The 26,927-nt window shown below is 59.9% G+C and carries 23 protein-coding genes; 1 reads left to right on the top strand and 22 read right to left on the bottom strand.

What is annotated here, in order from left to right:
* From fliI to AACY30_RS03865, 22 genes are all read right to left on the bottom strand, one after another.
* A complete protein-coding gene (gene fliI, locus AACY30_RS03970) occupies positions 1 to 1,359 on the bottom strand; it encodes a flagellar protein export ATPase FliI (RefSeq protein WP_339539797.1) in 1,359 nt (452 codons plus the stop codon).
* A complete protein-coding gene (gene fliH, locus AACY30_RS03965; RefSeq protein ID WP_339539794.1) occupies positions 1,349 to 2,113 on the bottom strand; it encodes a flagellar assembly protein FliH in 765 nt (254 codons plus the stop codon). The genes fliI and fliH overlap by 11 nt, the downstream gene beginning before the upstream one ends.
* 10 nt (positions 2,114 to 2,123) lie before the next feature.
* Entirely contained in the window at positions 2,124 to 3,140 is a 1,017-nt protein-coding gene (gene fliG / locus AACY30_RS03960; RefSeq protein ID WP_032887877.1) for a flagellar motor switch protein FliG, read from the bottom strand.
* A complete protein-coding gene (fliF, locus tag AACY30_RS03955) occupies positions 3,133 to 4,914 on the bottom strand; it encodes a flagellar basal-body MS-ring/collar protein FliF (RefSeq protein WP_339468120.1) in 1,782 nt (593 codons plus the stop codon). Before fliF ends, fliG begins: the two co-directional genes overlap by 8 nt.
* A gap of 16 nt (positions 4,915 to 4,930) precedes the next feature.
* Complete coding sequence (gene fliE / locus AACY30_RS03950) at positions 4,931 to 5,260, bottom strand: flagellar hook-basal body complex protein FliE (protein ID WP_339539791.1); 330 nt, start codon at positions 5,258 to 5,260, stop codon at positions 4,931 to 4,933.
* A 131-nt stretch (positions 5,261 to 5,391) separates the two neighbouring features.
* Positions 5,392 to 6,768, bottom strand: a complete 1,377-nt coding sequence (locus AACY30_RS03945) for a sigma-54-dependent transcriptional regulator (protein WP_339468116.1) — start codon at positions 6,766 to 6,768, stop codon at positions 5,392 to 5,394.
* 7 nt (positions 6,769 to 6,775) lie between these two features.
* Positions 6,776 to 7,987, bottom strand: a complete 1,212-nt coding sequence (locus AACY30_RS03940) for a sensor histidine kinase (protein WP_339468291.1) — start codon at positions 7,985 to 7,987, stop codon at positions 6,776 to 6,778.
* Between the two features lie 269 nt (positions 7,988 to 8,256).
* On the bottom strand, positions 8,257 to 9,732 hold the full coding sequence (locus AACY30_RS03935) for a sigma-54 dependent transcriptional regulator (RefSeq protein WP_339416625.1): 1,476 nt from the start codon (positions 9,730 to 9,732) through the stop codon (positions 8,257 to 8,259).
* Positions 9,733 to 9,900: 168 nt separating this feature from the next.
* On the bottom strand, positions 9,901 to 10,197 hold the full coding sequence (locus tag AACY30_RS03930; protein ID WP_015885198.1) for a flagellar assembly protein FliT: 297 nt from the start codon (positions 10,195 to 10,197) through the stop codon (positions 9,901 to 9,903).
* 25 nt (positions 10,198 to 10,222) lie between these two features.
* Positions 10,223 to 10,627: a flagellar export chaperone FliS gene (gene fliS, locus AACY30_RS03925; protein ID WP_339416628.1), complete on the bottom strand. Its 405-nt coding sequence runs from the start codon at positions 10,625 to 10,627 to the stop codon at positions 10,223 to 10,225.
* Positions 10,628 to 10,763: 136 nt separating this feature from the next.
* Positions 10,764 to 12,167, bottom strand: coding sequence for a flagellar filament capping protein FliD (fliD, locus tag AACY30_RS03920; protein WP_339539789.1), 1,404 nt, complete (start codon positions 12,165 to 12,167; stop codon positions 10,764 to 10,766).
* Between the two features lie 80 nt (positions 12,168 to 12,247).
* Positions 12,248 to 12,598 carry a flagellar protein FlaG gene (locus AACY30_RS03915; protein ID WP_339468111.1) on the bottom strand — a complete coding sequence of 117 codons (351 nt, stop codon included), beginning with the start codon at positions 12,596 to 12,598 and terminating at the stop codon, positions 12,248 to 12,250.
* Between the two features lie 73 nt (positions 12,599 to 12,671).
* Positions 12,672 to 14,096, bottom strand: coding sequence for a flagellin N-terminal helical domain-containing protein (locus AACY30_RS03910; RefSeq protein ID WP_339468109.1), 1,425 nt, complete (start codon positions 14,094 to 14,096; stop codon positions 12,672 to 12,674).
* A gap of 265 nt (positions 14,097 to 14,361) precedes the next feature.
* The gene (locus tag AACY30_RS03905; RefSeq protein WP_339416633.1) at positions 14,362 to 15,291 is read right to left on the bottom strand and encodes a ketoacyl-ACP synthase III; all 930 of its coding nucleotides are present in this window, start codon (positions 15,289 to 15,291) and stop codon (positions 14,362 to 14,364) included.
* 276 nt (positions 15,292 to 15,567) lie between these two features.
* Complete coding sequence (locus tag AACY30_RS03900) at positions 15,568 to 17,196, bottom strand: flagellar hook-associated protein 3 (protein ID WP_339468104.1); 1,629 nt, start codon at positions 17,194 to 17,196, stop codon at positions 15,568 to 15,570.
* Between the two features lie 14 nt (positions 17,197 to 17,210).
* Positions 17,211 to 19,259 (bottom strand): flagellar hook-associated protein FlgK, encoded by a 2,049-nt coding sequence (flgK, locus tag AACY30_RS03895; RefSeq protein ID WP_339468101.1) that lies wholly within the window; start codon positions 19,257 to 19,259, stop codon positions 17,211 to 17,213.
* A gap of 10 nt (positions 19,260 to 19,269) precedes the next feature.
* On the bottom strand, positions 19,270 to 20,535 hold the full coding sequence (gene flgJ / locus AACY30_RS03890) for a flagellar assembly peptidoglycan hydrolase FlgJ (protein WP_339468099.1): 1,266 nt from the start codon (positions 20,533 to 20,535) through the stop codon (positions 19,270 to 19,272).
* Between the two features lie 10 nt (positions 20,536 to 20,545).
* A complete protein-coding gene (locus AACY30_RS03885; RefSeq protein WP_339468289.1) occupies positions 20,546 to 21,634 on the bottom strand; it encodes a flagellar basal body P-ring protein FlgI in 1,089 nt (362 codons plus the stop codon).
* Positions 21,635 to 21,661: 27 nt separating this feature from the next.
* Positions 21,662 to 22,357 carry a flagellar basal body L-ring protein FlgH gene (gene flgH / locus AACY30_RS03880; RefSeq protein ID WP_339468097.1) on the bottom strand — a complete coding sequence of 232 codons (696 nt, stop codon included), beginning with the start codon at positions 22,355 to 22,357 and terminating at the stop codon, positions 21,662 to 21,664.
* A gap of 53 nt (positions 22,358 to 22,410) precedes the next feature.
* Entirely contained in the window at positions 22,411 to 23,196 is a 786-nt protein-coding gene (gene flgG / locus AACY30_RS03875) for a flagellar basal-body rod protein FlgG (RefSeq protein ID WP_185703632.1), read from the bottom strand.
* 58 nt (positions 23,197 to 23,254) lie between these two features.
* Positions 23,255 to 23,995 carry a flagellar basal body rod protein FlgF gene (locus AACY30_RS03870; RefSeq protein ID WP_065873760.1) on the bottom strand — a complete coding sequence of 247 codons (741 nt, stop codon included), beginning with the start codon at positions 23,993 to 23,995 and terminating at the stop codon, positions 23,255 to 23,257.
* A gap of 270 nt (positions 23,996 to 24,265) precedes the next feature.
* A complete protein-coding gene (locus AACY30_RS03865; RefSeq protein ID WP_339539787.1) occupies positions 24,266 to 25,828 on the bottom strand; it encodes a sigma-54-dependent transcriptional regulator in 1,563 nt (520 codons plus the stop codon).
* Positions 25,829 to 26,086: 258 nt separating this feature from the next.
* On the opposite strand from AACY30_RS03865, the gene phhA reads away from it, so the two are divergent.
* Positions 26,087 to 26,878, top strand: coding sequence for a phenylalanine 4-monooxygenase (phhA, locus tag AACY30_RS03860; RefSeq protein WP_339468093.1), 792 nt, complete (start codon positions 26,087 to 26,089; stop codon positions 26,876 to 26,878).
* Positions 26,879 to 26,927 lie beyond the last annotated feature (49 nt).

The raw sequence follows: 26,927 nt of genomic DNA, 5'->3' as shown, positions 1-26,927 counted from the left end.
TTAGCCGCCCGGCGCAGGAGCGAAGATCGTCTGCAGGTGCGCTTCGCTTTCGCCCATGCTGATCTTGTCGTTGAGGCCCTGGCGCAAGTAGGTCACCAACTGCGGTTGCAGGGCGATAGCCAGGTCAGTCTCGCGATCGCCGCCGGCCACGTAGGCGCCGACGCTGATCAAATCGCGGCTCTGTTGGTAGCGCGACCACAGCTGTTTGAACTGTTGCGCGCGGGCCATGTGTTCCGGCGCGACCACCGCCGGCATCACCCGGCTGATGGACGCTTCGATGTCGATGGCCGGGTAGTGCCCCTCTTCTGCCAGGCGCCGCGACAGCACGATGTGGCCATCGAGCACGCCCCGTGCCGAGTCGGCAATCGGGTCCTGCTGGTCATCGCCTTCAGACAACACGGTGTAGAACGCGGTGATCGAGCCACCGCCGGCCTCGGCGTTACCGGCGCGCTCAACCAGCTTGGGCAGCTTGGCGAACACCGAAGGCGGATAGCCCTTGGTGGCCGGCGGTTCGCCAATGGCCAGGGCAATTTCCCGCTGGGCCTGGGCGAAACGTGTGAGCGAATCCATCAGCAACAGGACGTTCTTGCCCTTGTCGCGAAAATATTCGGCGATGCGCGTGCAGTACATGGCGGCGCGCAGACGCATCAGCGGCGCGTCATCCGCCGGCGACGCGACCACAACCGAGCGCTTGAGGCCTTCTTCGCCGAGGCTGTGCTCGATGAACTCCTTCACCTCGCGGCCCCGCTCGCCGATCAGCCCCACCACGATGATGTCGGCTTCGGTGAAGCGCGTCATCATGCCCAGCAACACCGACTTACCCACGCCGGTACCGGCGAACAGGCCCAGACGCTGGCCGCGACCGACCGTCAATAATCCGTTGATGCAGCGAATGCCCACATCCAGCGGCACGCTGATGGGGTTACGGTTGAGCGGGTTGATGGTAGGGCCGTCCATTGGCACCCAGTCTTCGGCCTTCATGCCGCCTTTGCCATCCAACGCACGACCGGCGCCGTCGAGTACGCGGCCGAGCATGCTCATGCCCATGGGCAGACGGCCGGTGTCGGCCAATGGCACCACGCGAGCGCCGGGGGCAATGCCTGCCAGGCTGCCGACGGGCATCAGGAAAATCTTGTTGCCGGAAAAGCCCATCACTTCGGCTTCGACCTGCACCGGTTGGTAGCTGTCGTCGTTGATCACCATACAGCGGCTGCCCATGGCGGCGCGCAGGCCTTCGGCCTCGAGGGTCAGGCCGACCATGCGTAGCAGGCGCCCTTCAAGGATTGGCTGGCCGGGCAACTCTGTGGCTTCGGCGTAACCGCTCAAGCGCTTGGCGAAGCTGGTGCGATCAAGGCGCATCGGGTGCGTCCAGGTCCACGCCAAGGTCAGGCTCTGCCGGGTTCAACACCTGCTCGTGGGCCTGGTCCAGCAGCTTGGCCGTGATCTGGCTGATGCGGGTTTCCACCGTGGCGTCGATCCGGCTGTGTTCGGTCTCGACACGGCAGCCACCGGGTTGCAGCGCCGCATCTTCGACGATGCGCCAGGTTTCTTCATGGCGCTCGCGCAGGGCTTTGACCTGTTCGAAATCCTGCGGGTTAATGTACAGCCGCACGTTGCCGACGCCCAGGGGCAGCAGCTTAAGCGCTTCGCGCATCACGCTTTCGATATGGCTGGAGTCCAGCACCAGCTCACGCTGGATCACCTGGCGGGCAATGTGCTGCACCAGGTCGACCATGGACTTTTCGATCTGCGAATCCTGCTCGGCGATAGGCTCGAACAGGCAGCCCATCAAGCGCTCCAGGCTGGCCAGCTTGACGCTCAGCGCTACCTCGGCTTCCTGGCGTACCTTGAGCGTGGCGCTGCGAAAACCGTCTTTTTCACCGACGGCGAAGCCTTCGTTGTAGGCCTCCTGGCGGATGCTTTCCAACTCTTCCAGGGTCAGTGGCTGGACTTCATCCAGCGGCACTTCTTCCATTTCCACCGGAGCTTCTACAACCGGTTCCGGCTCAGGCTCCGGCACGTGCGGATCGAAGCTGGGCAACGACCAGATGTCGAACCCGCCGACATCCCGTGCGCGAATCAGATCGCTGGGTGCCTCATCTTTGCTCGACATGGAAAGCGCCTTAAATCATTTCTTCGCCGCCCTTCCCGCCGAGAACGATTTCTCCGGCTTCGGCCATACGGCGGGCAATGGTGAGAATTTCTTTCTGCGCGGTTTCCACGTCGCTGACGCGCACCGGGCCTTTGGCTTCCAGGTCGTCGCGCAACAGTTCCGAGGCGCGCTTGGACATGTTCTTGAAGATCTTTTCCTTGACGCCCTCGTCCGAGCCCTTGAGTGCGAGTACCAGCACGTCGGAGGAGACTTCGCGCAGCAACGCCTGGATGCCACGATCGTCGACATCGGAGAGGTTGTTGAACACGAACATGAGGTCTTCGATCTGGCCGGACAGGGTGTCGTCGATCTCGCGGATCGAGTCCATCAACTGGCCTTCGACCGAGCTGTCGAGGAAGTTCATGATGTCGGCCGCGCGCTTGATACCACCCAGGGTGGTACGCGAGGCATTCGAGTTGCCCGAGAACTGCTTCTCGAGAATCGTGTTGAGTTCTTTCAGGGCCGCCGGCTGCACGGTGTTCAGCGACGACACGCGCAGGATGATGTCCAGGCGCACTTTATGGTCGAAGTGGCCGAGGACTTCACCGGCCTGATCGGGGTCGAGGTACGCCACTACGATCGCCTGGATCTGCGGGTGCTCGAAGCGGATCACGTCGGCAACGGCGCGCGGCTCCATCCATTTCAGGCTGTCGAGGCCGCTGGTGTTGCCACCCAGCAGGATGCGGTCGATCAGGCCGTTGGCTTTGTCTTCGCCCAGGGCCGAAGTGAGCATCTTGCGGATGTAACTGTCGGAGCCGACGCCCAGACTGGTCTGGTCGCCGACGATCTCGACGAACTCGCTCATCACCTGCTCGACTTGCTCGCGGTGCACATTGCGCATTTGCGCCATGGCCACGCCGACTCGTTGAACCTCTTTGGGGCCCATGTGGCGCAGCACTTGGGCGGCGTCGGTTTCACCGAGGGACAGCAGCAAGACTGCGGCTTTATCGACCTTGGTGAGCTTGGCAACAGCGGCTCGATCACTCATCTGCGTTAATCCACTCTTTCACGACCTGGGCCACACGGCCCGGGTCTTCTGCTACCAGACTCTTGATTGCGTTCAACTGAGCGTCATAGCCTTCGCTCGGGCTTGGCAACAGAATGCTTTGCGGGCCGCCCAGGCTGACGCGGTCGTTGGCCAGTTCGCCGTCCAGGCCGCCCATGCCACCCAACTCGACATCGCTGCCACCGAAGGGCGCCAGTTGTTTCTTGCCATTGCCGGTGATGTTGTTGAGCACCGGGCGCAGCACGCCAAACACCAGTACCAGGATAAACAACACACCCAGCACTTGCTTGACGATGTCCCAGAACCACGGCTGTGTGTAGAACGCGGCCTCGGCGATGACTTCGCCACGTTCGGCGGAGAACGGCATATTGATGACGCTGACGCTGTCACCACGGCTGGCGTCGAAACCGACCGCGTCCTGCACCAGGCGAGTGAAGCGCGCCAATTCGTCGGCGCTCCATGGGGCGCGGGTTACCGCACCGTCAGCAGCGTTGACCTTGACTTGATCATCGACCACCACCGACACCGACAGGCGATTGACGCGACCCTGTTGTTGCTTGGTGTGGCTGATGGAACGGTCAAGCTCGAAGTTCTTGGTGGACTGGTTACGCTTGTCCGCCGGGTACGGTGCGAGCATCGGCTGGCCGGTGGCCGGGTCCATGATCTGCTGGCCGTTGGCATCCAGCAATGGCTGGCCAGGCTGAATCGCACCCGCAGTAGCGGCAGCGCCACCCGTGGTTTGCGGGGCCGACGCCGGGGCCGGTGGCTGGTTGCTCAGGGCACCCGGCACGCCTTGCGGCGGGCCATTGGCGGCGGTGCGTTGTTCACTGGTCGACTGCTCGCTGCGCAACGCCGGTTGGTCCGGGTTGAACTGCTCAGAGGTCGACTCGACGGCGCTGAAGTCGATGTCGGCGGACACTTCAGCCTTGTAGCGATCATTGCCCAGCACCGGTTGCAGGATGTTGTGCACACGCTGGGTGAGCATGCTTTCCATGCGACGGCTGTAGTCGAACTGCTTGCCGGCCTGGGTCAGCGCGGAGTTTTCGGCCATGTCGGACAGCAGGTTGCCCTTCTGGTCAACGACGGTGATCTGCGACTTGCTCAGCTCAGGAACACTGGTGGCTACCAGGTTGATGATCGCCAGGACCTGGCCAGGCTCAAGGGAGCGGCCAGAAAACAGCTCAACCAATACCGAAGCACTGGGTTTGCGCTCATCGCGCACAAACACCGAGCTTTTCGGAATGGCCAGGTGCACGCGTGCGCCCTTGACGTTATTCAGGCTGGAGATGGTGCGCGCCAGTTCGCCTTCCAGGCCACGACGGTAGCGAGTCGCTTCCATGAACTGGCTAGTCCCCAGGCCCTGGTCCTTGTCGAGGATTTCAAAACCGATATTGCTGTCGGACGGCGTCACGCCGGCCGCCGCGAGCTTCATGCGCGCACGCGCCACATCGTCGGCCTTGACCAGCAGGGCCCCGGAGTTGGGCTCAACGGTGTAGGCGATGTCGGCGGCGGCCAGGGTTTCCATGATCTGCTTGGAATCCATGCCCGCCAGGCTGCCGTACAGCGGCCGGTAATCAGGTTGCTGCGACCACAACACCACGGCAAAACCGATTGCCACGCTGGCAGCCAGGCCAACCATCAGGCCCACCTGACGCAGCATGGTCATTTCAGAGAGGTTTTCCAGGAACGACAGGCCAAACAGGGGCGGCTTGCCGTCTGCCTTGGCGGGTGCGTTGTCCACGACTGCTTCTGCCATGACTTAAATCTCGTCCTTAAACCGGCATCTGCATGATGTCTTGGTAAGCCTGAACCAGCTTGTTACGCACTTGGGTCAGCGCCTGGAACGAAACGCTGGCCTTTTGCGAAGCGACCATCACGTCGGTGAGGTCCACGCCGCTTTTGCCGATCTCGAACGCATTCGCCAACTGGCTGGAGGCTTGCTGGGTGCTACTGACTTTGTTAATCGCCGAACCCAGCATGTCGGCGAAACTGCTTTGGCTCAATTCCGGCGCTGGCGCGACGGATTTCGGTTGAGCCATGGCGTCCATTTGCATGGAGCGCATATCCAACATCAACCGATTGAACTCAATACCCTGGCTCATGAACTTCTCTCTCCGACAACCCGCAGTTTTTTGACGCTACGCCGCAATTACTAGGGGAAGTAGCAACAAGGGTGCCAGCTCTGTATCAAGTCGTAAGAAAAGGCGACAAAGCTTGTCGGCCTCGATACAGATCAGGTGGCGAATAGGTACGCTTCCACGTCCATGCCGGCGTCGCGCATCTGCGCCAGCTTGTAACGCAGGGTGCGCGGGCTGATGCCCAGGCGCTCGGCGGCCTCTTTGCGGCGGCCGCGTTCGGAACGCAGGGTGTCGATGATCATCTGGAATTCGCGGCGACGCAGGTCGTCGCCCAGGGCACCGGCAGTTTCGATTTCAGCCACCACGGGCGCGGGCGACAAGGTCGGGAGCGGCGCCACACCGCTGCCCATGGCCAAACAGAAATCCTGGGGCTGGATCAGCCCGCCCTGCTGCAGAATCAGCGCGCGCTGGATGGCATTGTCTAATTCCCGCACGTTGCCCGGCCACGGATAGCTGATCAGGCAAGCCTGGGCCTCAGCGGACAGGCGTGCCTGAGCGTGCTTCATTTTTTTGACGTGGTTGTTCAGCAGGCGTTCGGCCAGCGGGATGATGTCCGCCGGGCGCTCGCGCAACGGGCGCCAGGCCAGGGGAAATACCGACAGACGGTAGAACAGGTCTTCACGGAAGCGCCCCGCCGCCACTTCGCCCGCCAGGTCGCGGTTGGTGGTAGCGACCACGCGGATATCCAGCTGGATCGGCTTGCGTGCGCCGACACGCTCTACTTCACGTTCCTGCAGGACCCGCAGCAACTTGGCTTGCAGGCCCAGAGGCATTTCCGAAATCTCATCGAGCAGGATGGTGCCGCCGTCGGCCTGTTCGAACTTGCCAGCCTGGGCCGCGATGGCGCCGGTGAACGAGCCTTTTTCGTGACCGAACAGAGTGGCTTCGAGCATGTTGTCGGGAATTGCCGCGCAGTTGATCGCGATAAACGGTTGCTTGGCGCGGGTCGATTGCTGATGGATGTAACGTGCCAGCACTTCTTTGCCGGTGCCGGACTCGCCGGAGATCAACACAGTGGAATCACTGCGCGCCACGCGGGCCGCCAGTTCCAGCAACTGAGCACTGGCCGGCTCGAAGGCAATCGGGCCCTCGCCTTCGCTGGCCGAGATCACGCCGAGGGCATGCCGAGCGACCAATTCGATCAGTGCTTTAGGCTCGAATGGCTTGACCAGGTAATCCGCCGCACCCTGGCGCATCGCGTCGACCGCGCGCTCCACGGCGCCATGGGCGGTCATCAGCAACACCGGCAACTGCGGCTGGCGTGCACGCAGCAGGCCGAGCAACTGGTGGCCGTCCATACCGGGCATGTTCACATCACTGACCACCAGGCTGAAGGACTCCTGCTCCACCGCCTCCAAGGCGTCCTCGGCAGAACCGACCGCTCGGTAGTCGTGGCCCGCCAGCAGCAGCGTGTCAGCCAATGCTTCACGCAGGGCGCGATCGTCTTCCACCAACAGAACCTTGATAGCCATATCCTCTCTACTCCGCGCTTGCCGCGCATGAAAACAGCGGCAAGGTCATCAATGCACAAGTGCCACGCCCCAGACGGGAATGCAGCTGCAATTCCCCCTGATGAGCACGCGCCACTGCCTTGACCACGGTCAGGCCCAGGCCCGTACCGTTGGTCTTGGTGGTGAAAAAGGGTTCGCCCAAACGCTGCAAAACGGCGGGCTCGATACCGCTACCGCTGTCACTGATGCACAGGCGCAGGGTTTGCCCACGGCTGTACAGGTGCACCTTGAGCCGCGCACCGGGACCACTGGCCTGGGTGGCGTTTTCGATCAGGTTAAGCAGCGAACCTACAAGCGTGTCGCGGTTGCACAGCAGCTCACCGAGGTGGCTGTCGCATTGCCAGCGCACCTGGACGTCTTGAATATGGGTGGCGGCCGCCGCTTGCAGGGCCTGCATCAACTCGGCCGGCGTAATGCGATCGGTCAGCGGCAATTCACCGCGGGCAAACACCAGCATGTCACGCACCTGATGCTCCAACTCATGCAGACGCTCTTTAAGGCGCCCTGCAAAGCGCTGATGGGTGGCAGCGGGCAATTGCTCATCAGTCAAATGACTGGCGTAGATCAACGCTGCCGACAGCGGCGTGCGGATCTGGTGCGCCAGAGACGCGACCATGCGCCCCAGCGAGGACAAACGCTCGTGGCGCGCCAGCTGATCTTGCAGGTGACGGGTTTCGGTCAGGTCGTTGAGCAGCACGAGTTGGCCCGGCTCCGCGTCAAGAGATCGGGTAGCAATGGACAGGCGACGGCCGTCTTTGAGGGAGATTTCGTGGCCATCGTCTTCACGCGGCGCAAAGCAGCGAGTGATGACGTGGCGCCACAATTCACCTTCCAGCGGCAGGCCAAGCATGTCGCAGGCGGCCGGGTTGGCTTCGCGCACGCGGCCGTCTTCATCGATGACGATCACGCCACCTGGCAACAGCGACAGCAAGTTTTGCAGGCGGTTGGCCAGGCGCTCTTTCTCGGCCAGCTCTTCCATGCGCTGGGCACTGACCACGGCCAGCTCGCCTTTTAGCTCGGACACCCGGGCTTCGAGCAGGCTGTAGGAATCGGTCAGCTGGCTCGACATCTGGTTGAACTGCGAGAACGCGTGCTCAAGCCCCTGACGGGACAGCGGTTCTACAGGCGGGATCAACCCCTGGGTAAAAGGGGCCGAAGATAGTTGGGCGGCGTGGGGCATCATGCTCTCTCGCTTGGCTGACCGTCAGTTAAACGGAACGTTGCGAGGGCTTTTGCAATACTTGTGCCGAAAAAAAACCAAGGTGCCCGGCCTCGCCAATACAGTTTCGTTTTGACGAGCGGCTGTTGCCGTCAGACAAGGCGCAGCGACGACTCATAGCTGGCTATGGGGATGAGCTGCAACGCAGTATGACGGCAACAGACGCCGTCAAAAACGGAACAGTATTGGCGAGGCCGGACACCCAAAATCAGCGGCTTGAAAAACAGGCGTCAATCATCTGCCTGTTCATCACCTTCTTTGCGGCTCATACCGTACTTACGCATTTTCTCCACCAGGGTGGTTCGACGGATGCGCAGGCGCTCGGCGGCACGGGCGACGATGCCGTTGGCGTCGTCCAGGGCTTGTTGAATCAAGCCTTGTTCCAGGTTGCCGAGGTAGTCCTTCAGGTCCAGGCCTTCAGGCGGCAACATGGCGGTGGAACCGAAGTCCGGGGTATGGCCGTTGATGGCTACGCGCTCTTCCAAGTCACTACGTAGGCTGTCGACCAGTTGCTCGTCTTCGTCGTCGACGTAGCGGAATTTCTTCGGCAACTCGACCACGCCGATCACGCCGTAGGGGTGCATGATCGCCATGCGCTCCACCAGGTTGGCCAGCTCGCGCACGTTACCCGGCCAGCCGTGGCGGCACAGGGACATGATTGCAGCGGAGTTGAACCGGATCGAGCCGCGCTTTTCGTGCTCCATGCGCGAGATCAGTTCGTTCATCAGCAGCGGGATGTCTTCCACGCGCTCACGCAGCGGGGCCATCTCGATCGGGAAGACGTTGAGGCGGTAGTACAGGTCTTCGCGGAAGCTGCCGACCTCGATCATGCTTTCGAGGTTCTTGTGGGTGGCCGCGATGATGCGCACGTCGACGCTCTGGGTCTTGTTGCTGCCCACACGCTCGAAGGTGCGCTCCTGCAACACGCGCAGCAGCTTGACCTGCATCGGCAGCGGCATGTCGCCGATTTCATCAAGGAACAAGGTGCCGCCGTTGGCCAGCTCGAAACGCCCGGCACGGCTGGTGATCGCCCCGGTAAAGGCGCCCTTCTCGTGGCCGAACAGTTCGCTTTCGAGCAACTCTGCCGGGATCGCCCCGCAGTTGACCGGCACAAAAGGCCCGTCGCGGCGCTTGGAGTGATAGTGCAGGTTGCGCGCGACCACTTCCTTGCCGGTGCCCGACTCGCCGAGAATCAGTACGCTGGCGTCGGTGTCGGCCACTTGCTGCATCATCTGGCGCACATGCTGGATGGCACGGCTGGTGCCGACCAGGCTGCGGAATAGGTTGGGTTCGCGATGACGACCGCGCTCGCGCGCCTGGTCATACATCTCACGATAGACCTGGGCACGGTGTAGGGAATCCAGCAGTTTGCTGTAGCTGGGCGGCATTTCCAGGGTGGAAAGCACGCGGCGGCGTTGGTCTTCTGGCAGATCGACAGAAGAAATATCGCCTATTAGCAACACAGGCAGGAACTCATCCCAGGTGGACAGTGTCTTTAACAAGCCCAAAACAGCGCCAGGAGCGTTTACCGTCCCGATCAGCACGCATATGACTTCACGGCTCGACGACAACGAGCTGACCACCTGCTGCCAGTCATGGCTGCCGCAGGGCAAATTTTCTTCACCGAGAAAATTTAAAATCACCGCCAGGTCGCGGCGGCGGACGCTATCGTCATCGATCAGCAGAATTTTGGTTTCACGCCACATGCAATAGCAACTTCCCTAGTAAAACTTCCTGCCCGGTGTGAGGGCAATCAAGACGGCTGTAGGAATTCTTACTCTATAGACGTCTGAAATCTGAAAACAGCACTAGTTAAGTCAAAAATGCTGGCACAGTCAAATATATGACGCGCCGCTCGGATTAACTAAGCGCATTCACCCGAACAGATGGTAGACCTTCGACGCATTTTTCGCTTGGTTGATCTGCGACATCTCTTCGAAAATCGCCTGGCGCTCGCCAGTCGTCACCTCAAGCAATTGCTGGTAAACCGCCAACAGGCTCTCAAGCTTCTCACGCAACGCATCCTCGTCCACTGGCGCTTCACTGAGCACCTCATCGATCACGTGACGGCAGCCCAGGTCCAGTTCGCCGATGGCGTCCCAGTTACGGTCCGCCAGCGCGCCCATCAGCGCCTCACGGGTTTCATCAATGCGTTGCAGTGCTTGGCTCATGACGTGTTCCTCAAGGCCGGTGGCCTTATTCTGCTGCTGCCTGTGGCGCCGCAATAGCGTCCCAGCCTTCTTTTACGGTGATCAGCAAACGCGCCACTTCGTCGATCATGTCGGCGTCGTTATGCAGGTTCGCTTCCATCAGTCGGTTGGTCATATATGCATACAAACTTTCCAACTGCTGGACGTAAGCCGGGTTATCACTTTTTTGCGCATCCAGGCCGTCACGCAGGCCGATCACGATATCAATCGCCTTGCCGAGCATCAAACCCTTGGCCGCGATGTCACCACGCGCCAGCGCACCTTTGGCTTGGGCCATGCGGTCAAGGCCGCCTTCCATCAGCATCTGCACCAGGCGATGCGGGCTGGCTTCGGAGATCTGAGCATGGGAATTGACCTTCTGGTATTGGCGAAGGGCTCTCATGGGATTCATGTTTCTACCTCGTGACAGGCGACAGCGAAAAGGAATTCAGTAACCAATATGTCGACTGGCCCGCAAAAAGCTTTAGGCCAGTCGTCAATGATAAAAAAAGGCCAGACAAGTGTCTGGCCCGTATCCACTGAAGGGATCAATTATTGGTTTTTGGGTTGTTCAATGCATTGAGCGTGGTCATGACGCTGGTGCTTTGCTGGCGCAATTGGGCGACCAGGGTGTCCATGGCATTGTATTTGGCGGAGAGGCTGCTGGTGAGCAGGGTCATGCGCTCATCGAGCGTGGCCTGGTCCTTGGACAGATCTTTCAACGTGTCCGACAAAGAAGCCGTGCGCGTAGCCAGTACGCCGGTGCTTGCCCTGGCGTAATCATCCGTGGCACTTTTCATGCGCGCCAGCATGCCGGTTTTGCCGGAAAACATGCTGCTGATGTCGGCTGCGTTGGTCTTGACCGCCGCGTCCCATTTTTTATCGTCCAGCGCCAGCATGCCGGTTGTCGAACTCGTACCTACGCCGAATTGAGCCAGGGACTTGAACGTACCAGTGCCGGACAGCTTGTTGAACTCGTTGCGGATAGCGTTCTGCAGCGCACGCATGCTGGAGTCGCCCGTCAGGGCCGCCGCCGTGGTGCTGCCATCGAGGTTGGTAGTGACCTTGGTCTCGGCGGTCATCGCAGTCATCAAGGCGTTGTAAGTATCGACAAAGCCCTTGACCCCGGATTTGAGGGCCGCGTTGTTAGTGCTGACCGTAATCAGCGTAGCGTTCCTCGTCGCATCTGGGGAAACGTCACCAGCCGGCACGGTAGCCGAGACCGAGACCAGCTTGATGTTCACCCCACTCAGGGCGCCTTCGATGTTATTGGATTTGGAAACGGAATTGACCCCATCAATGCTGTAAAGCGCATCTGTGGGGTCATCGACCACTGTGGCGCCGACATCCAATCCCGAAGTCCCCGACAGCGTCAGGTCCGAACCCGTCCCCATGGTGGTCGAGGTCAGGATCAACCGCGAACCATTGGCGTCGGTCTGGATGTTCGCACTCAACCCCGAAGTACCGAATTGGGTATTGATCGAATCACGCACCTGCTGCAGGGTCGCACCAGCCGGGACGCTCAGGTCGTAGCCCTTGCCCGACTGCGTGATGGTCAACGTCGTCGGCTTATCAGTGGCGTTTACCACCGCAGTGGCACCCGCGGAGAACGTTGTACTGGACAACTTGGACGCCTGGGCCAGCTGAGTCACGATCAAACGGAAACTACCGTTTGACGCCGTGTTGCTCGCCGTCATGGTGGCGACCTTTTCATCCGAGGATGAGCCCGTCAAGCCGGTGAAGCTGTTGCCGGTGGACATTGTGTCCAGGGCACCACGAAACGCATCCAGCGCCGCCTGAATCTTGCCGATCGAAGACAGCGTGGTGGTCGCCTTCTGGGACGCGGTATTGATCTGCGTCTGCTTGGGCACCTTTTCGGCGTCCACCAAGGACTTCACGATCGCTTGCGTATCGATGTTCGAACCGATACCACTTACCGTTGAACCCGCCATCATCTATCTCCTGTTCGGTGGCTGCCGTTATCTTGACTTATTACGCCTCAAGACAGGACAGCAACAAGTTTCATGCCAGCTCAGACCTTGTCGTCAAACAACAGGTGGCTTGCGCTGGAAAGGTTCTGTGCCAGCTTCAGCGCCGTTTCCGACGGAATCTGGCGAATCACTTCACCGCTGTCGGTGGCGATCACCTTGACCACCACACGATGGGTGGAGTCATCAATTGAAAAATCCAGCTTGCGCTCGGACGCTTGTACGAATTCGCGAATATCGGTAACTGCTTTTTCCAGGTCCGCACGCTCAGGCTCTTTGCCTGTAGCCGGGGTTTCCTGGACTTTAGTGACGCTCTTGTCGGCGGCCACCTGCACAGGTGCGCCTTGAGGGGCAACCGGCGGATAAGACTGGTTCAGCTTTACACTTATGTCCATGTCCAATCTCCTCTAAACCGAAAAAACGGAAGGGCACTCAGCGCGCCCTTCCGTTAGTGACCAAGCGCTGGAGTTACTGAAGCAGCTTCAGTACAGCGGATGGCAGCTGGTTAGCCTGCGACAGGATCGCGGTGGAAGCCGATTGCAGGGTTTGTTGCTTGGTCAGCTCGGCGGTTTCGGAAGCGAAGTCGACGTCCTGAACGGTGGAGCGTGCAGCGGTGGAGTTCTTCTGAATGTTCTGCAGGTTGTCTGCAGTAGTAGTCAGACGGTTCTGGGTAGCACCCAGGCCCGAACGAACGCCGTCGATGGTGCCGATGGCCTTGTCGATTACCGCCAGGGCGTTTTGGGCCTTGGTGGCGTCGGTCACGTCGGTTTGAGCAACGGTGGTCTTGGTCGCAGCAGCTTCGGTAGCAGCACCGGCCGCGAACAGACCAGCAACACCAGCACCACTCAGGGAGTAGCCTTTGGCGGAGTCCAGCGACACTTGACCGGTAACGATCAGGGCGTCAGCCAGTGCAACTGCAGTACCGTAAGCGCCTGCGCCGTCTTTGGCAGCAACAGTTACCGAGCCAGGATCAGTCGAACCGCTGACCACGATGTTCTCACCGGTGTCGGACTTGACTTCCAGAGTCTTTTTGCTTTCGTCGTAGCTGACGCTGATACCCAGTTTGGCGGCGTTGGATTTCAGCTGGTCGGCCAGGCCGGCTTGGGTGGTAACGCCCTTGAAGTCAACGGAAGCGCTGCCGACGGTCAGGGTGAACGAAGCAGGAGTAGTAGTGGCAGTCGCTTCGTCTACAGAGAACTTGGCTTCGGTGCTGGCAGTTGCAGTCAGGCCACCGATGAGGCCGTTCAGGTTGCTGGCGATGGTTTTAGCCGAGTCGCCGGCACCGACAGTGTAGGTACCGGTCTGGCCGTTACCAGTGACGTTGATCGCGCCGGCAACAGTACCGGTACCTGGAGCGATGGCAACGCTTTTCAGCTGCTGGGAGCCGATGTTGTTGGCCGAAACGTTTTCCAGGCTCAGGTTGATGGTTTCGTTAGCGTTTGCGCCAACCTGAATGGCTTTGGTACCGTACGAACCGTCCAGCAACTTCTGGCCACCGAAGGTGGTAGTAGTAGAGATACGGGTCAGTTCCGAAGTCAGAGCCTGGTATTCGTCGTTGTTCGACTTACGGTCGTCAGGGCTGAGCGAGCCAGTAGCGGAAGACAGAGCCAGGGTACGCATTTTTTGCAGGATGTCGGTCGAAGCCTGCATCGCGCCTTCAGCGGTCTGAGCGATCGAGATACCGTCGTTCACGTTTTTGACTGCTTGGCCCAGGCCGTTGATTTGGCTGGTCAGACGGTTAGCGATCTGCAGGCCAGCAGCGTCGTCTTTAGCGCTGTTGATACGCAGGCCGGAAGACAGGCGCTGCATGGAAGTGGCCAGGGCGCCGCCAGCTTTGTTCAGGTTACCCTGAGTAGTGATCGAAGCAATGTTGGTGTTTACTGTTAAAGCCATGACGAAATCCTCGTTGGATGGATACTGCGGCTTCCGGCCCTGGCAACCGCCGGGTGTGGCCTGAGAACCTACGTAATAGTTATCGTCGTGGTAGCCGGATGCTTGAGGATTTTTTTGAAATTATTTACTGGCGTCGTGCCACCCCTTGTAATTCAAGGGTTTACGCAGGCTCGAAACCCAGATTTTATTGGGTTTTCTGGCGCCAAATAAAAAACGCCGATGATCTTTCGATTATCGGCGTTTTTTTATTGAAGCTATTTAAGCATCACGGGCGATAGAGAATCGCCGAACCCCACGACAGGCCCACACCAAAACCACTGATGGCCACACGCTTCCAGGTGGCGTCCATCACGTGTTTTTCCAGCAGCAACGGAATGCTCGATGAAACGGTGTTGCCGGTCTCGACCATGTCCTTGATGAACTTGTCCACTGGAGCGTCTTCAAAACGGCGCGCCACGGCGTCGACAATGGCCGCACTGCCCTGGTGAATGCAGAAGGCATCAATCTCATCAGCCTTGAGGTCCGACTCGTTGAGCAGCTCGTGCAAATGCGCCGGCACTTTAAGCAGCGCGAAGTTGAACACCTGGCGGCCATTCATAAAGAACACGCCGTCGCTGACCTTAAGGTGCGGTGCGCCGGAACCGTCGGTGCCGAACTTGGCCTTGCCCAGCAGCCACGGTGCGTCTTCGCCCATCCAGGTGGCGGTGGCGGCGTCGCCGAACAGCATGGTGGTGTTGCGGTCTTCCGGGTCGACGATCTTCGAGTACGGGTCGGCGGTGACCAGCAGGCCGTTTTTCAGGCCGGCGGCTTCCATGAAGCCCTTCATCGCATAGATGCCGTAGACGTAGCCCGAGCAGCCCAGGGAAATATCGAACGCCGCAACGTGAGTCGGCAGGCCGAGTTTGTCCTGGACGATGGCGGCGGTGTGGGGCAAGCCCTCTTCATCACCGTTCTGGGTCACGACAATCAGTGCGTCGATGGACTCGCGCTTCAAATCCGGGTTGTTGGCAAACAAAGCGTTGACCGCTTCGACACACAGGTCAGACGTTTCCTGCGCGGCATCCTTGCGCGGCAAAAACGCCGAACCGATCTTGCCAATGATGAACTCTTCATCCTTGGCGAATTTGGCACCCTGGGCGTAGTTATCGATCCCGTCTGCCGGCACGTAACTGGCGATGCTTTTTATGCCAATCATTGTGGCTTCCCAATACTAAATAGCTGGAGAACACCCCTGGGACTGCGCCCGGAGTGCTGACAATAAAGGGGATAACCCCATAAAAATCTCGCTGAAAGCCGCCTCGCAAGGACCCTGTGACGACTTATCCTTTTCACACGATACAGTGAAGATGCGCTTTATGACTCACAGGTCACTCAATTTTGTGTGCTTTGTGCAAAACCTTCAAACAATTAAACCCCATAAACAACAACGGCCCGTCCTGTTTCCAGAGCGGGCCGCTTGACGTCACGCCACTTACATCTTGTTGAAGAGGCTCAACTGCGAGACTTTTACAAACGCCAGCTGCGAGGCTTCCAGCATGGTCTGCTGCAGGGTCAGGTTGATCGCGGCTTCGCCCATGTCGATATTGGCCAGTGCACTCATGGTGGTGGTATTGGCCAGGCCGATACTGGCGTTTGCGTCAGCTTGCACATCGAGCGCGTTTTCGCGCGCACCAATGGAGCCAATCACATTGCCCAGCTGGGTGGTCGAGTTGGTCAGGTTACTGACCGCAGCGTTCAGCGCGTCCTGAAGCTTGACCCGCGCGCCCGGGATGCCATCGGCCGGCTTTTCCAGGGCTTGGCGCAGCTGGCTCAAGGTGTCGAGGGCGTTCTGGGTTTTCTGGGTGCTGGCACCGGCGGCAAACTGGTCGCCGGTCTGCGGCGTACCGCTCAACCCAAAGGTCACACCGGCCGCAGTGATGGTATTCGGCGTCGTGGCTGTGTCGATAACGCCCGAATCGATCTCTTTGCTGTCGGCGGTATACGGCTGGGCAAATACCTTGAAGGCCGTCGGGTCAGTGTCACTGAACTTGATCAGCACCCCGCTATTGCCGGGAAAGGTGCTGGAATAGTCCGCCGCGCTGCTGACGTTGCCGTTGGTCAGTTGCGCGGTCGACTGGTTGCTCGCGGTACGCGAGACATTGAACGCATCCGGCTTGGCAGCCAGGCTGAACTCGCGGCCCTTGACCAACGCATCGGCATTCGGCCCGGTGGCGGTGTCGGTAAGGTCGATGGTGATGTCGAACTTAACCCCGCGTAGGTTCACGCTGCCGCTGCCTTCCTTGGTGGAATCGAACGTGCCATTACCCGCAATCTCTGAGGTAATGTCATTGTTGTCCTTGTCCGTCACCTTGTACTGGGTGCTACTGGTGAAGGTCAGCTTGTAAGGTTGGCCGTCGGCAAACTGCTTGGTGTAGTCGATACCCGAAGTCACCAGGCCGGCCGAAATCGCAACCTTTTTATCATCGACCAAAGGCGGAGAAATCGCTGGCGGAAGAGGCGCAGCCGCAGGTGCAATGTAGGTAGATTGGGTGCGACTGCTGTTGGCCGCCCCTCCCAGAATGGTTTTGCCGGTATCGCCAGTGCGCACCGTAAGCGTCTCGGAAACCTGCAGGCTCAGTTCGTTTTCGTCGCCCTGGTAGCTGTAGGTGCCATCGCTGTTGCGCGAATACGGGGGGGTTTGGGTCTTGGAGCCGGAGAACAAGTAATTGCCTGCCGCATCCTTGCTGTTGAGCAAACCCAGTACCTGCTCTTCCAGGGCCCCCACTTCGACCGAGATTGACTTGCGATCAGCATCGCTGGTCACACCGCCCGCCCGCAGGGCCAGCTGCTTGCCAGCCTGCATCGCCTTGTCGAGCGCATCCAGGATGCTCTGCTCGTTGGTCAGCGAACTTTTCAGGGAGCTGATATTACCGCTGGACTGCGCCAGCATATCTTTCTGCTGCTGCAACATCAGCAAACGCTGCGCGGCCACCGGATCATCGCCAGCGGTCTGTACACGCACGCCGGAACTCGCCTGCTCCTGGGCCTTGACCACGCTGGAGTAGTTGTTTTGATACTTGCTCGCACTGGTGTCGAAATACTGCTGTGTAGAAATGCGCATCGTCCCAGACTCCCTTAAAGACTATTAATCAGCGTGCTGAAGGTTTCTTGCGCAGCCTTGATGATCTGCGACGACGCTGTGTAGTACTGCTGGAACTTGATCATGTCGCCCGCCTCTTCGTCCAGGTTGACCTGGGACACGGAGTTGCGCGCATTTTTGTTAGCCGTCAGCAACGCATTGGTGGCCGTGGTGTCAGTGGTGGCCGCAGCGGCCTTGGCGCCAACGGTGGACACCAACTTGCTGTTGGCCCCGACCAGGCTCGTGCCGCCGGTGCCATCTGTCGCCACGCCCACGGTGGCCTTGGTTTGCAGATTCAGCAGTTGCTGGGCATTGCGGTTGTCGGATACGCCCGTGGCGTTAAACGAAAAGGTGGTGCTATCCCCATCGGTCGGCGAGCCCGCAACCGTGGTGTCAAAACCAAAACTCTTGGCCGGCACCACCAGGGCACCGCTGGCATCACGCATCGGCACGTTGACGGTGATTTTATTGGCCTGCCCCGGAATGATGGTCCCCGAGCCGATAGGATCGCCCTTGGCGTCGTTAAGGGTATAGCTCTGAGTGCCATCAGCCGCCGGCTTGCCGAACACCATCTTCACCGGCATCGAATTTTCAATGCCAACGCGCAGTTGCGCGGTAGTAGCGCCACCCTGGATATCCAGGGGCAGGGTCAGGGTCGGCGGTGTGAAGCTACCGGTACCCTGGTTGGTTTTGCTGGCCTCCCCGTTCAGCGGCGCGGCAAACGCAATCTTGCTCGGGTCGTTGAGGACAGTACCGATATCCTGGGCGCCACTGGCGGTCGGGCTGACTTTAAAGCTGTCACCCGCCTGCATCGGTCCGTTCTTGAGTTCCAGGGTGAAACCATCGATCACCGAGGGCGGTGTAGCCGTGATATCAAACGTGCCCATGGCTTTGCCATCAGAGCGCTCGACGGTGACTTTGTTGAGATCGACAGGGTCGCTGAAGGTGACCTTGTAATCGAAGTTGGTCAGCTTGCTGGTGTCCTTGATCGTAACACCCAGGCTACCAACGCCCTGATTACCTTGAGCGGAAAGGCTACGCAGCGCGACAGACGCAGCGCTGTTGATGTCTTTGAACATCGACGAGCCGAATTCGCCGTTCAGGTCGATACCCTGGCCCAGTTGACTGTTGATCGTATCGGCAGTGACGATAGCAATGCGACCCAGGTCATTGATGGCCGGCATCAACACATCGCTGCGATAGCGCAACAAGCCACCGATGCTGCCACCACTGATCACGTTGCCCAGGTCCATCGTCGTCCCGCCAGCCGCATTCATCTGAATCGTGTACTGGCTGGTGTCGCTCTTGCTCGGTACGGCAGAAAGGGTGTTGGACCGATCACCCAGCACCAGGGACTGGCCGGTACCGGTACTGACGCTGAACACACCGTTCTTCTCGCTGGCATTCACGCCGATCAACTCATTGAGCGAACGTACGGCTTCGGCGCGCGCGTCCAGCAGGTTGGCCGGGGTGGTGTTCGAAGACCCCTGCACCTGGGTGATCTGCTTGTTGAGCGAAGCAATCGACGAGGTCAGCTGGTTGACCTGATCGGTCAAGGAGGTCAGCTGGCTGTTAATGGTTTCTTTCTGCTGGCTCAACTGACTGGAGATCGAGTTGAAGCGGTTGCTCAATGTCTGGGCGCTGGTCAACAGTATCTGGCGAGCCGAGGTATCACTCGGGTTAGCCGAGGCGGTCTGAACAGCGGCAAAGAACGAACTGAGTACGGACGACATGCCCGTAGTCTTGTCCGACAACGTCTTGTCCACGGCGCTCACTTGATCCAGGTAAGCCTTGGCATCGCTGTTGAGCGAGGTGCTGTTCTGGTACGCCGTGTCCAGGTATTCGTTGTACACCCGGCGCACGTCGGCCAAGGTGGTACCGCTGCCGATAAACACGCCGCCGTACTGGTTCGACGCATTCGCGCTCTGGGTAGTCTGCTGACGCGAATAGCCCGCCGTGTTGGCGTTGGCAATGTTGTTACTCAAGACCGACAACGATCCTTGAGCAGCGTTAAGCCCCGACATCCCGATATTGAGCAAACTCATGGTTCAGACCTTATAAATGTGTGGTTGCGCCAGCGGCAGCGTAGTTCTGGTAACTGTCCATCGTTTTAGCGATCTGCGAAATCTTGCTGGCGTAGGCCGGGTCGGTTGCGTAACCGGCTTTTTGCAACTCGCGTACAAACTGTTCCGGGTTGTCGGCCGACTTCACAACTTCTTTATAGCGATCATTGCTTTGCAGCAATGTCACCAGGTCATGGAAGCTGTCCTGGTAAGAGTTGTAGGAACGGAACTGCGCCGTTTCCTTGACCATTGCCCCGTCACGGAACTCGCTGGTGATCGCACGCGCTTTCTCGCCCTGCCAACTCTGGCCGGCCTTGATGCCAAACAGGTTGTGGCTGCTGGTGCCATCCTGGGCGCGCATCACCGATTTACCCCAACCAGTTTCCAGGGCGGCCTGGGCCACCAGGTACTTCGGATCGACACCAATGCGCGCGGCGGCCGCCTTGGCCATTGGCAACATGGTCGCGACAAATTCATCCTGCGAACTGAAGGCCTTCTTCGCCGGCGCCAACGGTGGCTGGGCCACGGCACGGCCGTAGACCTGCATGCGGTCGCCGGGCACCGCGAAAGTGCGCGCCGTGCTGTTGACCACGTTGTCATCGGCCGCGCTGTTACGCAGTGGCGCAGACTTGGCGACGGTGGTTGCATCGGTACTCGGCACGATGCCGGCCAGCAGGCGATCAGTCAGCCTGCTCGGCAAGGCAATCCGGCGCTGGTTCATCAATTCCATGTCATTGCTGTGCGATGCAGCAGCCCCAGCCTGTGGCTCTGCCACGCGGTAAGCCCACAGCGGACGCTGGCCATTGGAACGGCCCAACGGACCTTCGGCCTGGGTGCCGGCGGCAATTTCCGTCGGCACGTTGACCTTCTTGGCAGCCTCAGCCGCCGCCGGGCCTTGCAGGGTGGCGGCCTGAGCCTCCACCGGCTTGTTCTTCTGCATCTGACGCATCAGCACATCGGCCAGGCCGATACCCCCGCCTTCGCGGGACATCGAGACCGCCAGTTGCTGGTCGTACATTTCCTGATATTGCTTGGCGGCCGGCGTGTTCAGCGGGTTGTCTTTACCCAACGCCTCGGTGGCCGAACGCATGGACTTGAGCATCTCGCTCAAAAACAGCGACTCGAACTCCTGCGCGACCTTGCGCATGTTGCCTTCGCTGTTCTTGTCGTCGCCGACCTTGAGCTGGTTAAGCCGGTTCAAGTCGGAGTAAGACCCCGAGTCCGCCGTGCTGCTGATACCGCTCTTGCGCATGTCCATGACCATGGCCTCAGATCACGATCAGGTCGGCTTGCAAGGCGCCGGCCTGTTTCAGTGCTTCGAGAATCGCCATCAAGTCGCCGGGCGCCGCGCCCACCTGGTTCACTGCACGGACAATCTCATCCAGGGTGGTGCCGGGACCGAACTTGAACATCGGCTTGGCTTCTTGCTGGGCGTTGACGCGTGAGCGTGGCACCACCGCCGTCTGGCCGTTGGACAAAGGCCCAGGCTGGCTGACGATCGGGTCTTCGGTGATGGTCACGGTCAGGCTGCCGTGGGTCACCGCTGCCGGCGATACCTTGACGTTCTGGCCGATCACAATGGTACCGGTACGCGAGTTGATGATGACTTTGGCGACAGCCTGGCCCGGGTCGACTTCAAGGTTTTCCAGGATCGACAGGTAGTCGACGCGCTGGCTGGGGTCCAGCGGGGCGGTCACACGGATCGAGCCGCCGTCGATCGCCTGGGCCACGCCAGGGCCGAGCATGTCGTTGATCTTATCGACCACGCGCTTGGCGGTGGTGAAGTCGGAGCGGTTGAGGTTCAGGGTCAGGCTGTTGCCCTGGTTGAAGCCGCTCGGCACAGTGCGTTCAACACTGGCACCGCCTGGGATACGACCCGCCGATGGCACGTTGACGGTGATCTTCGAACCGTCGCGACCTTCAGCATCAAACCCGCCCACCACCAGGTTGCCCTGGGCGATGGCGTAGACGTTGCCGTCGATACCCTTGAGCGGTGTCATCAACAAGGTGCCGCCACGCAGGCTTTTCGAGTTACCGATCGACGCCACAGTGATGTCCACCAGTTGGCCGGGCTTGGAGAACGCCGGCAACTCAGCACTGATCGACACCGCCGCGACGTTTTTCAGCTGCACGTTGCCCGAACCGGCCGGCACCTTGATGCCGAACTGCGAGAGCATGTTGTTGAAGGTCTGCAGGGTGAACGGGGTCTGGGTGGTCTGGTCACCCGTACCACTGAGCCCCACCACCAAGCCGTAGCCGATCAACTGGTTGGAACGCACACCGGAAATGCTCGCGATGTCCTTCAGGCGTTCGGCCTGGGCGACAGCGCTTAAGCAAAGCAGGAGCGCGGCCGCCATCAGCTGTTTGAAGTTCAAAGTGGCCACCTAGAAAGGGAACAGCGGGCTAAGGAAGAAACGGTCGAACCAGCCCGGCTGACTCGCATCAGCAAACGAACCCGTACCCGAGTAGGTAATGCGTGCATCGGCAATCCGCGTCGAAGGCACGGTGTTGTCGGTGGTGATGTCATCGGCGCGAACCATGCCTGCAATGCGCACCAGTTCGTCACCGGTATTGAGCGTCATCCACTTTTCACCGCGTACGGCGAGGATGCCGTTGGGCAATACATCGGCCACGGTCACGGTGACCGAACCGGTCAGGCTGTTGCCCTGCCCTGCCGAACTCTTGCCGTTGGTGGAGCGGTCACCGCTGTAGCCGGCGCTGAGGCTCAGGTCGCCATCACCCAATGGGTTGTTGACGTTGGGCACGGCGCCGAACAACGACGTCAGGCCGATGCCAGCCTTACTGGTTTTACCGACTTGAGAGTTGGCGTTTTTGCTGGCCTGGGTGCGCTCGTTGAGGGTGATGGTGATGATGTCACCGACCCGGAACGCCTTGCGGTCGCTGTACAGGTTCTGTTCGAAGCCAGCCTGATAAATCGAGCCATTGTTGGCAGCCGCCGGCAACGGCGTGCGTGGCAACACCGGCGCGTAATACGGGTCATTGGGCTTTGGCGTCGGGGCGACACAGCCCGCGAGCACGGCAATCCCACTCAATGCCAGAACAGAAACATAGCGATTCATGACCCTTACCTCACGGTGTTGCAGGCGACCTCAGGGGCGCCCCATAGACTTGATTACAGATTCTGCGTTACGAACGAAAGCATCTGGTCGGCGGTGGAGATCACCTTGGAGTTCATCTCGTAGGCGCGCTGGGTGGTGATCATGTTGACCATCTCCTCAACGGTGCTCACGTTGGACGTTTCCAGGGTGCTTTGCAGCGTGGTGCCAAAACCGTTCAGGCCAGGGGTGCCGATTTGCGGTGCGCCGCTGGAGGCGGTTTCCAGGAACAGGTTGTTACCCATGGCCTGCAGGCCGGCCGGGTTGATGAAGTCGGCGGTTTGCAGGTTACCGATCACTTGCGAAGCCGGGTTACCGGCGACGGTGATGGACACGGTGCCGTCGTTGCCGACAGTGAACGTCTTGGCATCAGCCGGTACGACAACGGCTGGCTCCAGGGAGAAACCGTTGGCCGTCACGATCTGGCCGTTGGAATCCAGGTGGAAAGTACCGTCACGGGTGTAGGAAGTGGTGCCGTCCGGTTGCAGGATCTGGAAGAAACCACGGCCGTTGATGGCCATGTCCAGCGGCTGGCCGGTCTGCTGCAGGTTGCCGGCGCTGAAGTTCTTCTGGGTGCCGACGATCTGCACACCGGTACCCAGTTGCAGGCCCGACGGCAGTTCGCTGTCCTGGGTCGATTGGGCGCCTGGCTGTTTCTTGATCTGATAGAGCAAGTCCTGGAACTCGGCACGGTCACGTTTGAAACCCGTGGTCGACACGTTGGCCAAGTTGTTGGAAATGGTGGTCAGGTTGGTGTCCTGGGCGGACAGACCTGTTTTGGCAACCCATAGAGCCGGAAGCATGCTGTTCTCCTTCGTGCGCCTGTTTGTTGGCGCCGCGTTGCAAATTAGTTAGGGGCTATCAGCTCATCTGCATGACGCGAGTCATGGCCTGATCGTCTTCTTTAGCGCTGTTCATCATCTTGATGTGCAGCTCGAACTGCTTAGAAAGCGCCAGCACCGCTGTCATTTCTTCTACGGCATTGACGTTGCTCGCCTGCAGGAAGCCCGAGGTCAGCGTGACCCTAGCGTCGGCTTGAGCCGGCTGGCCATCCTTGGTGTGGATGGTGCCGTCCAGGCCTTTGCTCATGTTCTTCAGGTCCGGCTGGACCAGCTTGATGCGGTCCACTTCAGCCATCACACGCGGGCCTTCACCCATGGCTCGGATACTGATGGTGCCGTCGGCACCCACTTCGATTTTCTGCTGGGGCGGCACGGCAATCGGGCCACCGTTGCCCATGATCGGCATGCCGTTGCCGGCCCGCAGCACGCCCAATGCATCGACGTTCATGCTGGCGCTGCGCACGTAGGCCTCGCCGCCATCCGGGGTTTGCACGGCCATCCAGCCATCGCCGCTGACGGCAACGTCCAGGTCACGGCCGGTCTCAATCATCGCGCCAGGGGAGAAGTCGGTGCCTGGGCGCTCGGTCAAGGCAAACGCCCGCGCCGGAAAGCTGTCACCGAACACCGGCATCGAACGCGCCTGCTCCAGGTCGCGCTGGAAACCATTGGTGGAAATGTTCGCCAGGTTGTTGGCATGGGCCTTCTGCGCCAGAGCATTCTGGCTGGCGCCGGTCATTGCCACATAAAGGTACTTGTCCACGCTCTTTCCTCTTTCTGACGGACGCTTGCCGCCCACCGCTGTACTGATAAGGCTTAAGCAATTTGCGAACCAACTTTTGAAAAGAAGGAGAAGTGCAGGCGGGACGGGGGTTTGGCGGGAGATGGGTGGATTAGGCTGCCGGCTGAGAGTCGAAAAAACGGCGGACTACTGCCGCGTGCGGCAAACACCCGTATTACAGGCGACAAAAATTCAAATGATGCGGGAGCGAGCAAGCCCGCTCCCAAAGTTTGCCCCTGTTTAGTCAGTGGGTTATTTGTCGGTCTTGAGGACTTCGTAATCGCGCAATTTATTGGCGATGGTGGTGTGCGACACCCCCAACCGCTTGCCCAGCTGCCGACTGCTCGGGTGCTCGGCGTACAAACTTTCCAGCACCGCCTTCTCGAAGCGCCCGACAATGTCCTCCAAGCCGCCCTCCAAGGAAAAATCGCCAAGGGGCTGACGCACCCCGTAATCCGGCAGCCGAATATGCTCGGCCTTGACCCTCCCGCCATCGCACAACGACACCGCCTGGAATAGCACGTTTTCCAACTGCCGTACGTTGCCTGGCCAGTGGTAGTGGCTCAGACGATCCATCGCAGCCGTCGCGAGCTTCGGCAGCGGGCAGCCGATCTGCCGGCTCGCCTGATCAAGGAAGTGATCCACCAGCGGCGCCAGGCCGTCGAGGCATTCGCGCAGCGGCGGGATGTGCAGGGACAGCACATTTAGACGGTGGTAAAGGTCCTGACGGAATTCGCCACGGGCGCACAGTTCAGACAAGTCCACCTGGGTGGCGCAGATCACCCGCACATCCAGGTACACCTCTTCATCGCTGCCTACGCGGCGGAAGCAACCGTCCTGCAAAAAGCGCAGCAACTTCACCTGCAAGCGCGCGCTCATTTCCCCCACGCCGTCGAGAAACAGCGTGCCGCCCGCCGTCAACTCCAGCAGCCCCAGCTTGCCTTCGGCGCGCGCGCCTTCGAACGCGCCGGGGCCGTAGCCGAACAGCTCGGTCTCGGCCATCGACTCCGGCAAACCGGCGCAGTTAAGCGCCATCAACGGCGATTGACCACGCGGGCTGGCCAGATGACAGGCACGGGCCAGCAGTTCTTTGCCGGTACCGGTTTCGCCTTCTATTAATAGAGGCGCATCCAGCGGCGCCATGCGTCGCGCTTCGCGAACCACGGCGGCCATGACCTTGGAACTCTGGAAAATGCTGTCAAAGCCGCGCAGCTCCTGCTTGCGCACGTTGTAGATGCGTTCACCGACGCGGTCGGCGCGGTGCAACGTCAGTACGGCGCCGGCCATGGCCTCGCTGTCATCATGTTCGGACGATTGCAGTGGCGCGATGTCCGCCAGGAACACGTCACCCTTGACCTTGACCCGCAGGCCGTTGATCCGCGATTTGCTCGCACGCACCAGCTCCGGCAAGTCGAAGTCCTCGGCATACCGTGACAACGGAATCCCCGGCACTTCATCCACCCGCACCCCGAGCAACTGGGCCGCCGCGCGGTTGGCGGCGACGATGGAACCGCCCATGTCGATCGACAGCACCGGAAACTCCAGGGCGCCGAGCAGCGCATTGAGTTCCATGTGCCGGCGCTCGCTGGGCATCAGCCCTACCCTTTTCACCCCAAACACTCCGGCAATCGCCTCGAACTGCGGGCGCAGCGCCTGGAACTGCATGTTCACCAGGTTCGGGCAGTACAGGTAAATGGCATTGCCATGCTCACCGCCGACCTCGCCCTTGGCGACGTTGACGCCGTACTCCACCAACAGGTTGAGGATGTCCCGCAGGATGCCGATACGGTTCTGGCAGTGCACTTTGATACGCATGAAAAGGCCCGAAAGTTGGGTAAGCGCCGCGTCTTTTTTGTCGCTGGGCGCAGATAGTCGTCAAGATTATGTGACAGCTTTGGGGGTTTTCCCAGCCCAACCCAGCAGCAAACCCGGCATCCGTAACGAATACTTTACGAAAACTGGTAAGTTTTCCTACTCAGAGGCGTTTTAAACAGATGGAATCCCGGCGCGCACGGGTTATCAATAGGCTCAACGCAGGACATAACAAGAACGAATGCCTAGCAGGAGAGCCGTATGAAACAGACGCAGTACGTGGCCCGCGAGCCCGATGCGCAAGGTGTTATCCATTACCCGCCAGAAGAACACGCGGTGTGGAACACCCTGATCACTCGTCAATTGAAAGTGATTGAAGGGCGCGCCTGCCAGGAATACCTGGACGGCATCGAAAAGCTCGGCCTGCCCCTGGACCGAATCCCGCAATTGGGCGAGATCAACAAGGTGCTGGCCGAAACCACCGGCTGGCAAGTCGCCCGCGTGCCGGCGTTGATTCCCTTCCAGACGTTCTTCGAATTGCTCGCCAACAAGCAGTTTCCGGTGGCGACTTTTATTCGCACCCGCGAAGAACTCGACTACCTGCAAGAGCCGGACATTTTCCACGAGATCTTTGGCCATTGCCCGCTGCTGACCAACCCCTGGTTTGCCGAATTCACCCATACCTACGGCAAGCTCGGCCTGGCGGCCACCAAGGAGCAACGGGTGTACCTGGCGCGCTTGTACTGGATGACCATCGAGTTTGGCCTGGTGGATACGCCCGAAGGTCGGCGCATCTACGGTGGCGGTATTCTGTCGTCGCCCAAGGAGACCGTGTACAGCCTGTCGTCCGAGCCTGAACACCAGGTGTTCGATCCGCTGGAAGCCATGCGCACGCCGTATCGCATCGATATCCTGCAACCGCTGTACTTCGTGCTGCCAGAGCTCAAGCGCCTGTTCGACGTGGCGCAGGAAGACATCATGGGCATGGTGGAACGCGGGATGCAGCTGGGATTGCATGCACCAAAGTTTCCGCCCAAACCCAAAGCTGCATGATCCTTACATCTTGAGGCCAGGTGAGTCTGTTCCCTGGCCCCGCGTTGCT

Origin of the sequence: Pseudomonas sp. RA_5y_Pfl1_P24 (genome assembly GCF_963970945.1) — a bacterium.
GTDB lineage: Bacteria > Pseudomonadota > Gammaproteobacteria > Pseudomonadales > Pseudomonadaceae > Aquipseudomonas > Aquipseudomonas tritici.
Note: the sequence above shows the minus strand (reverse complement) of the source record. Positions and strands in the feature narration are given on the sequence as shown.

Excerpts from the sequence above, each read along its gene's own strand:
- AACY30_RS03865 (WP_339539787.1), bottom strand. The coding sequence starts at position 25,828 with ATGCGTATCAAAGTGCACTGCCAGAACCGTATCGGCATCCTGCGGGAC.
- AACY30_RS03900 (WP_339468104.1), bottom strand. The coding sequence starts at position 17,196 with ATGCGCATTTCTACACAGCAGTATTTCGACACCAGTGCGAGCAAGTAT.
- flgH (WP_339468097.1), bottom strand. The coding sequence starts at position 22,357 with ATGAATCGCTATGTTTCTGTTCTGGCATTGAGTGGGATTGCCGTGCTC.
- AACY30_RS03935 (WP_339416625.1), bottom strand. The coding sequence starts at position 9,732 with ATGTGGCGTGAAACCAAAATTCTGCTGATCGATGACGATAGCGTCCGC.
- AACY30_RS03905 (WP_339416633.1), bottom strand. The coding sequence starts at position 15,291 with ATGATTGGCATAAAAAGCATCGCCAGTTACGTGCCGGCAGACGGGATC.
- AACY30_RS03910 (WP_339468109.1), bottom strand. The coding sequence starts at position 14,096 with ATGGCTTTAACAGTAAACACCAACATTGCTTCGATCACTACTCAGGGT.
- AACY30_RS03885 (WP_339468289.1), bottom strand. The coding sequence starts at position 21,634 with ATGGCGGCCGCGCTCCTGCTTTGCTTAAGCGCTGTCGCCCAGGCCGAA.
- flgK (WP_339468101.1), bottom strand. The coding sequence starts at position 19,259 with ATGAGTTTGCTCAATATCGGGATGTCGGGGCTTAACGCTGCTCAAGGA.
- AACY30_RS03945 (WP_339468116.1), bottom strand. The coding sequence starts at position 6,768 with ATGGCTATCAAGGTTCTGTTGGTGGAAGACGATCGCGCCCTGCGTGAA.
- fliF (WP_339468120.1), bottom strand. The coding sequence starts at position 4,914 with ATGGCAGAAGCAGTCGTGGACAACGCACCCGCCAAGGCAGACGGCAAG.
- AACY30_RS03930 (WP_015885198.1), bottom strand. The coding sequence starts at position 10,197 with ATGAGCCAAGCACTGCAACGCATTGATGAAACCCGTGAGGCGCTGATG.
- fliD (WP_339539789.1), bottom strand. The coding sequence starts at position 12,167 with ATGGCGGGTTCAACGGTAAGTGGTATCGGTTCGAACATCGATACGCAA.
- fliS (WP_339416628.1), bottom strand. The coding sequence starts at position 10,627 with ATGAATCCCATGAGAGCCCTTCGCCAATACCAGAAGGTCAATTCCCAT.
- fliH (WP_339539794.1), bottom strand. The coding sequence starts at position 2,113 with ATGTCGAGCAAAGATGAGGCACCCAGCGATCTGATTCGCGCACGGGAT.
- fliI (WP_339539797.1), bottom strand. The coding sequence starts at position 1,359 with ATGCGCCTTGATCGCACCAGCTTCGCCAAGCGCTTGAGCGGTTACGCC.
- fliG (WP_032887877.1), bottom strand. The coding sequence starts at position 3,140 with ATGAGTGATCGAGCCGCTGTTGCCAAGCTCACCAAGGTCGATAAAGCC.
- AACY30_RS03940 (WP_339468291.1), bottom strand. The coding sequence starts at position 7,987 with ATGCCCCACGCCGCCCAACTATCTTCGGCCCCTTTTACCCAGGGGTTG.
- phhA (WP_339468093.1), top strand. The coding sequence starts at position 26,087 with ATGAAACAGACGCAGTACGTGGCCCGCGAGCCCGATGCGCAAGGTGTT.
- flgJ (WP_339468099.1), bottom strand. The coding sequence starts at position 20,535 with ATGGACATGCGCAAGAGCGGTATCAGCAGCACGGCGGACTCGGGGTCT.
- fliE (WP_339539791.1), bottom strand. The coding sequence starts at position 5,260 with ATGAGCCAGGGTATTGAGTTCAATCGGTTGATGTTGGATATGCGCTCC.
- AACY30_RS03915 (WP_339468111.1), bottom strand. The coding sequence starts at position 12,598 with ATGGACATAAGTGTAAAGCTGAACCAGTCTTATCCGCCGGTTGCCCCT.
- flgG (WP_185703632.1), bottom strand. The coding sequence starts at position 23,196 with ATGCTTCCGGCTCTATGGGTTGCCAAAACAGGTCTGTCCGCCCAGGAC.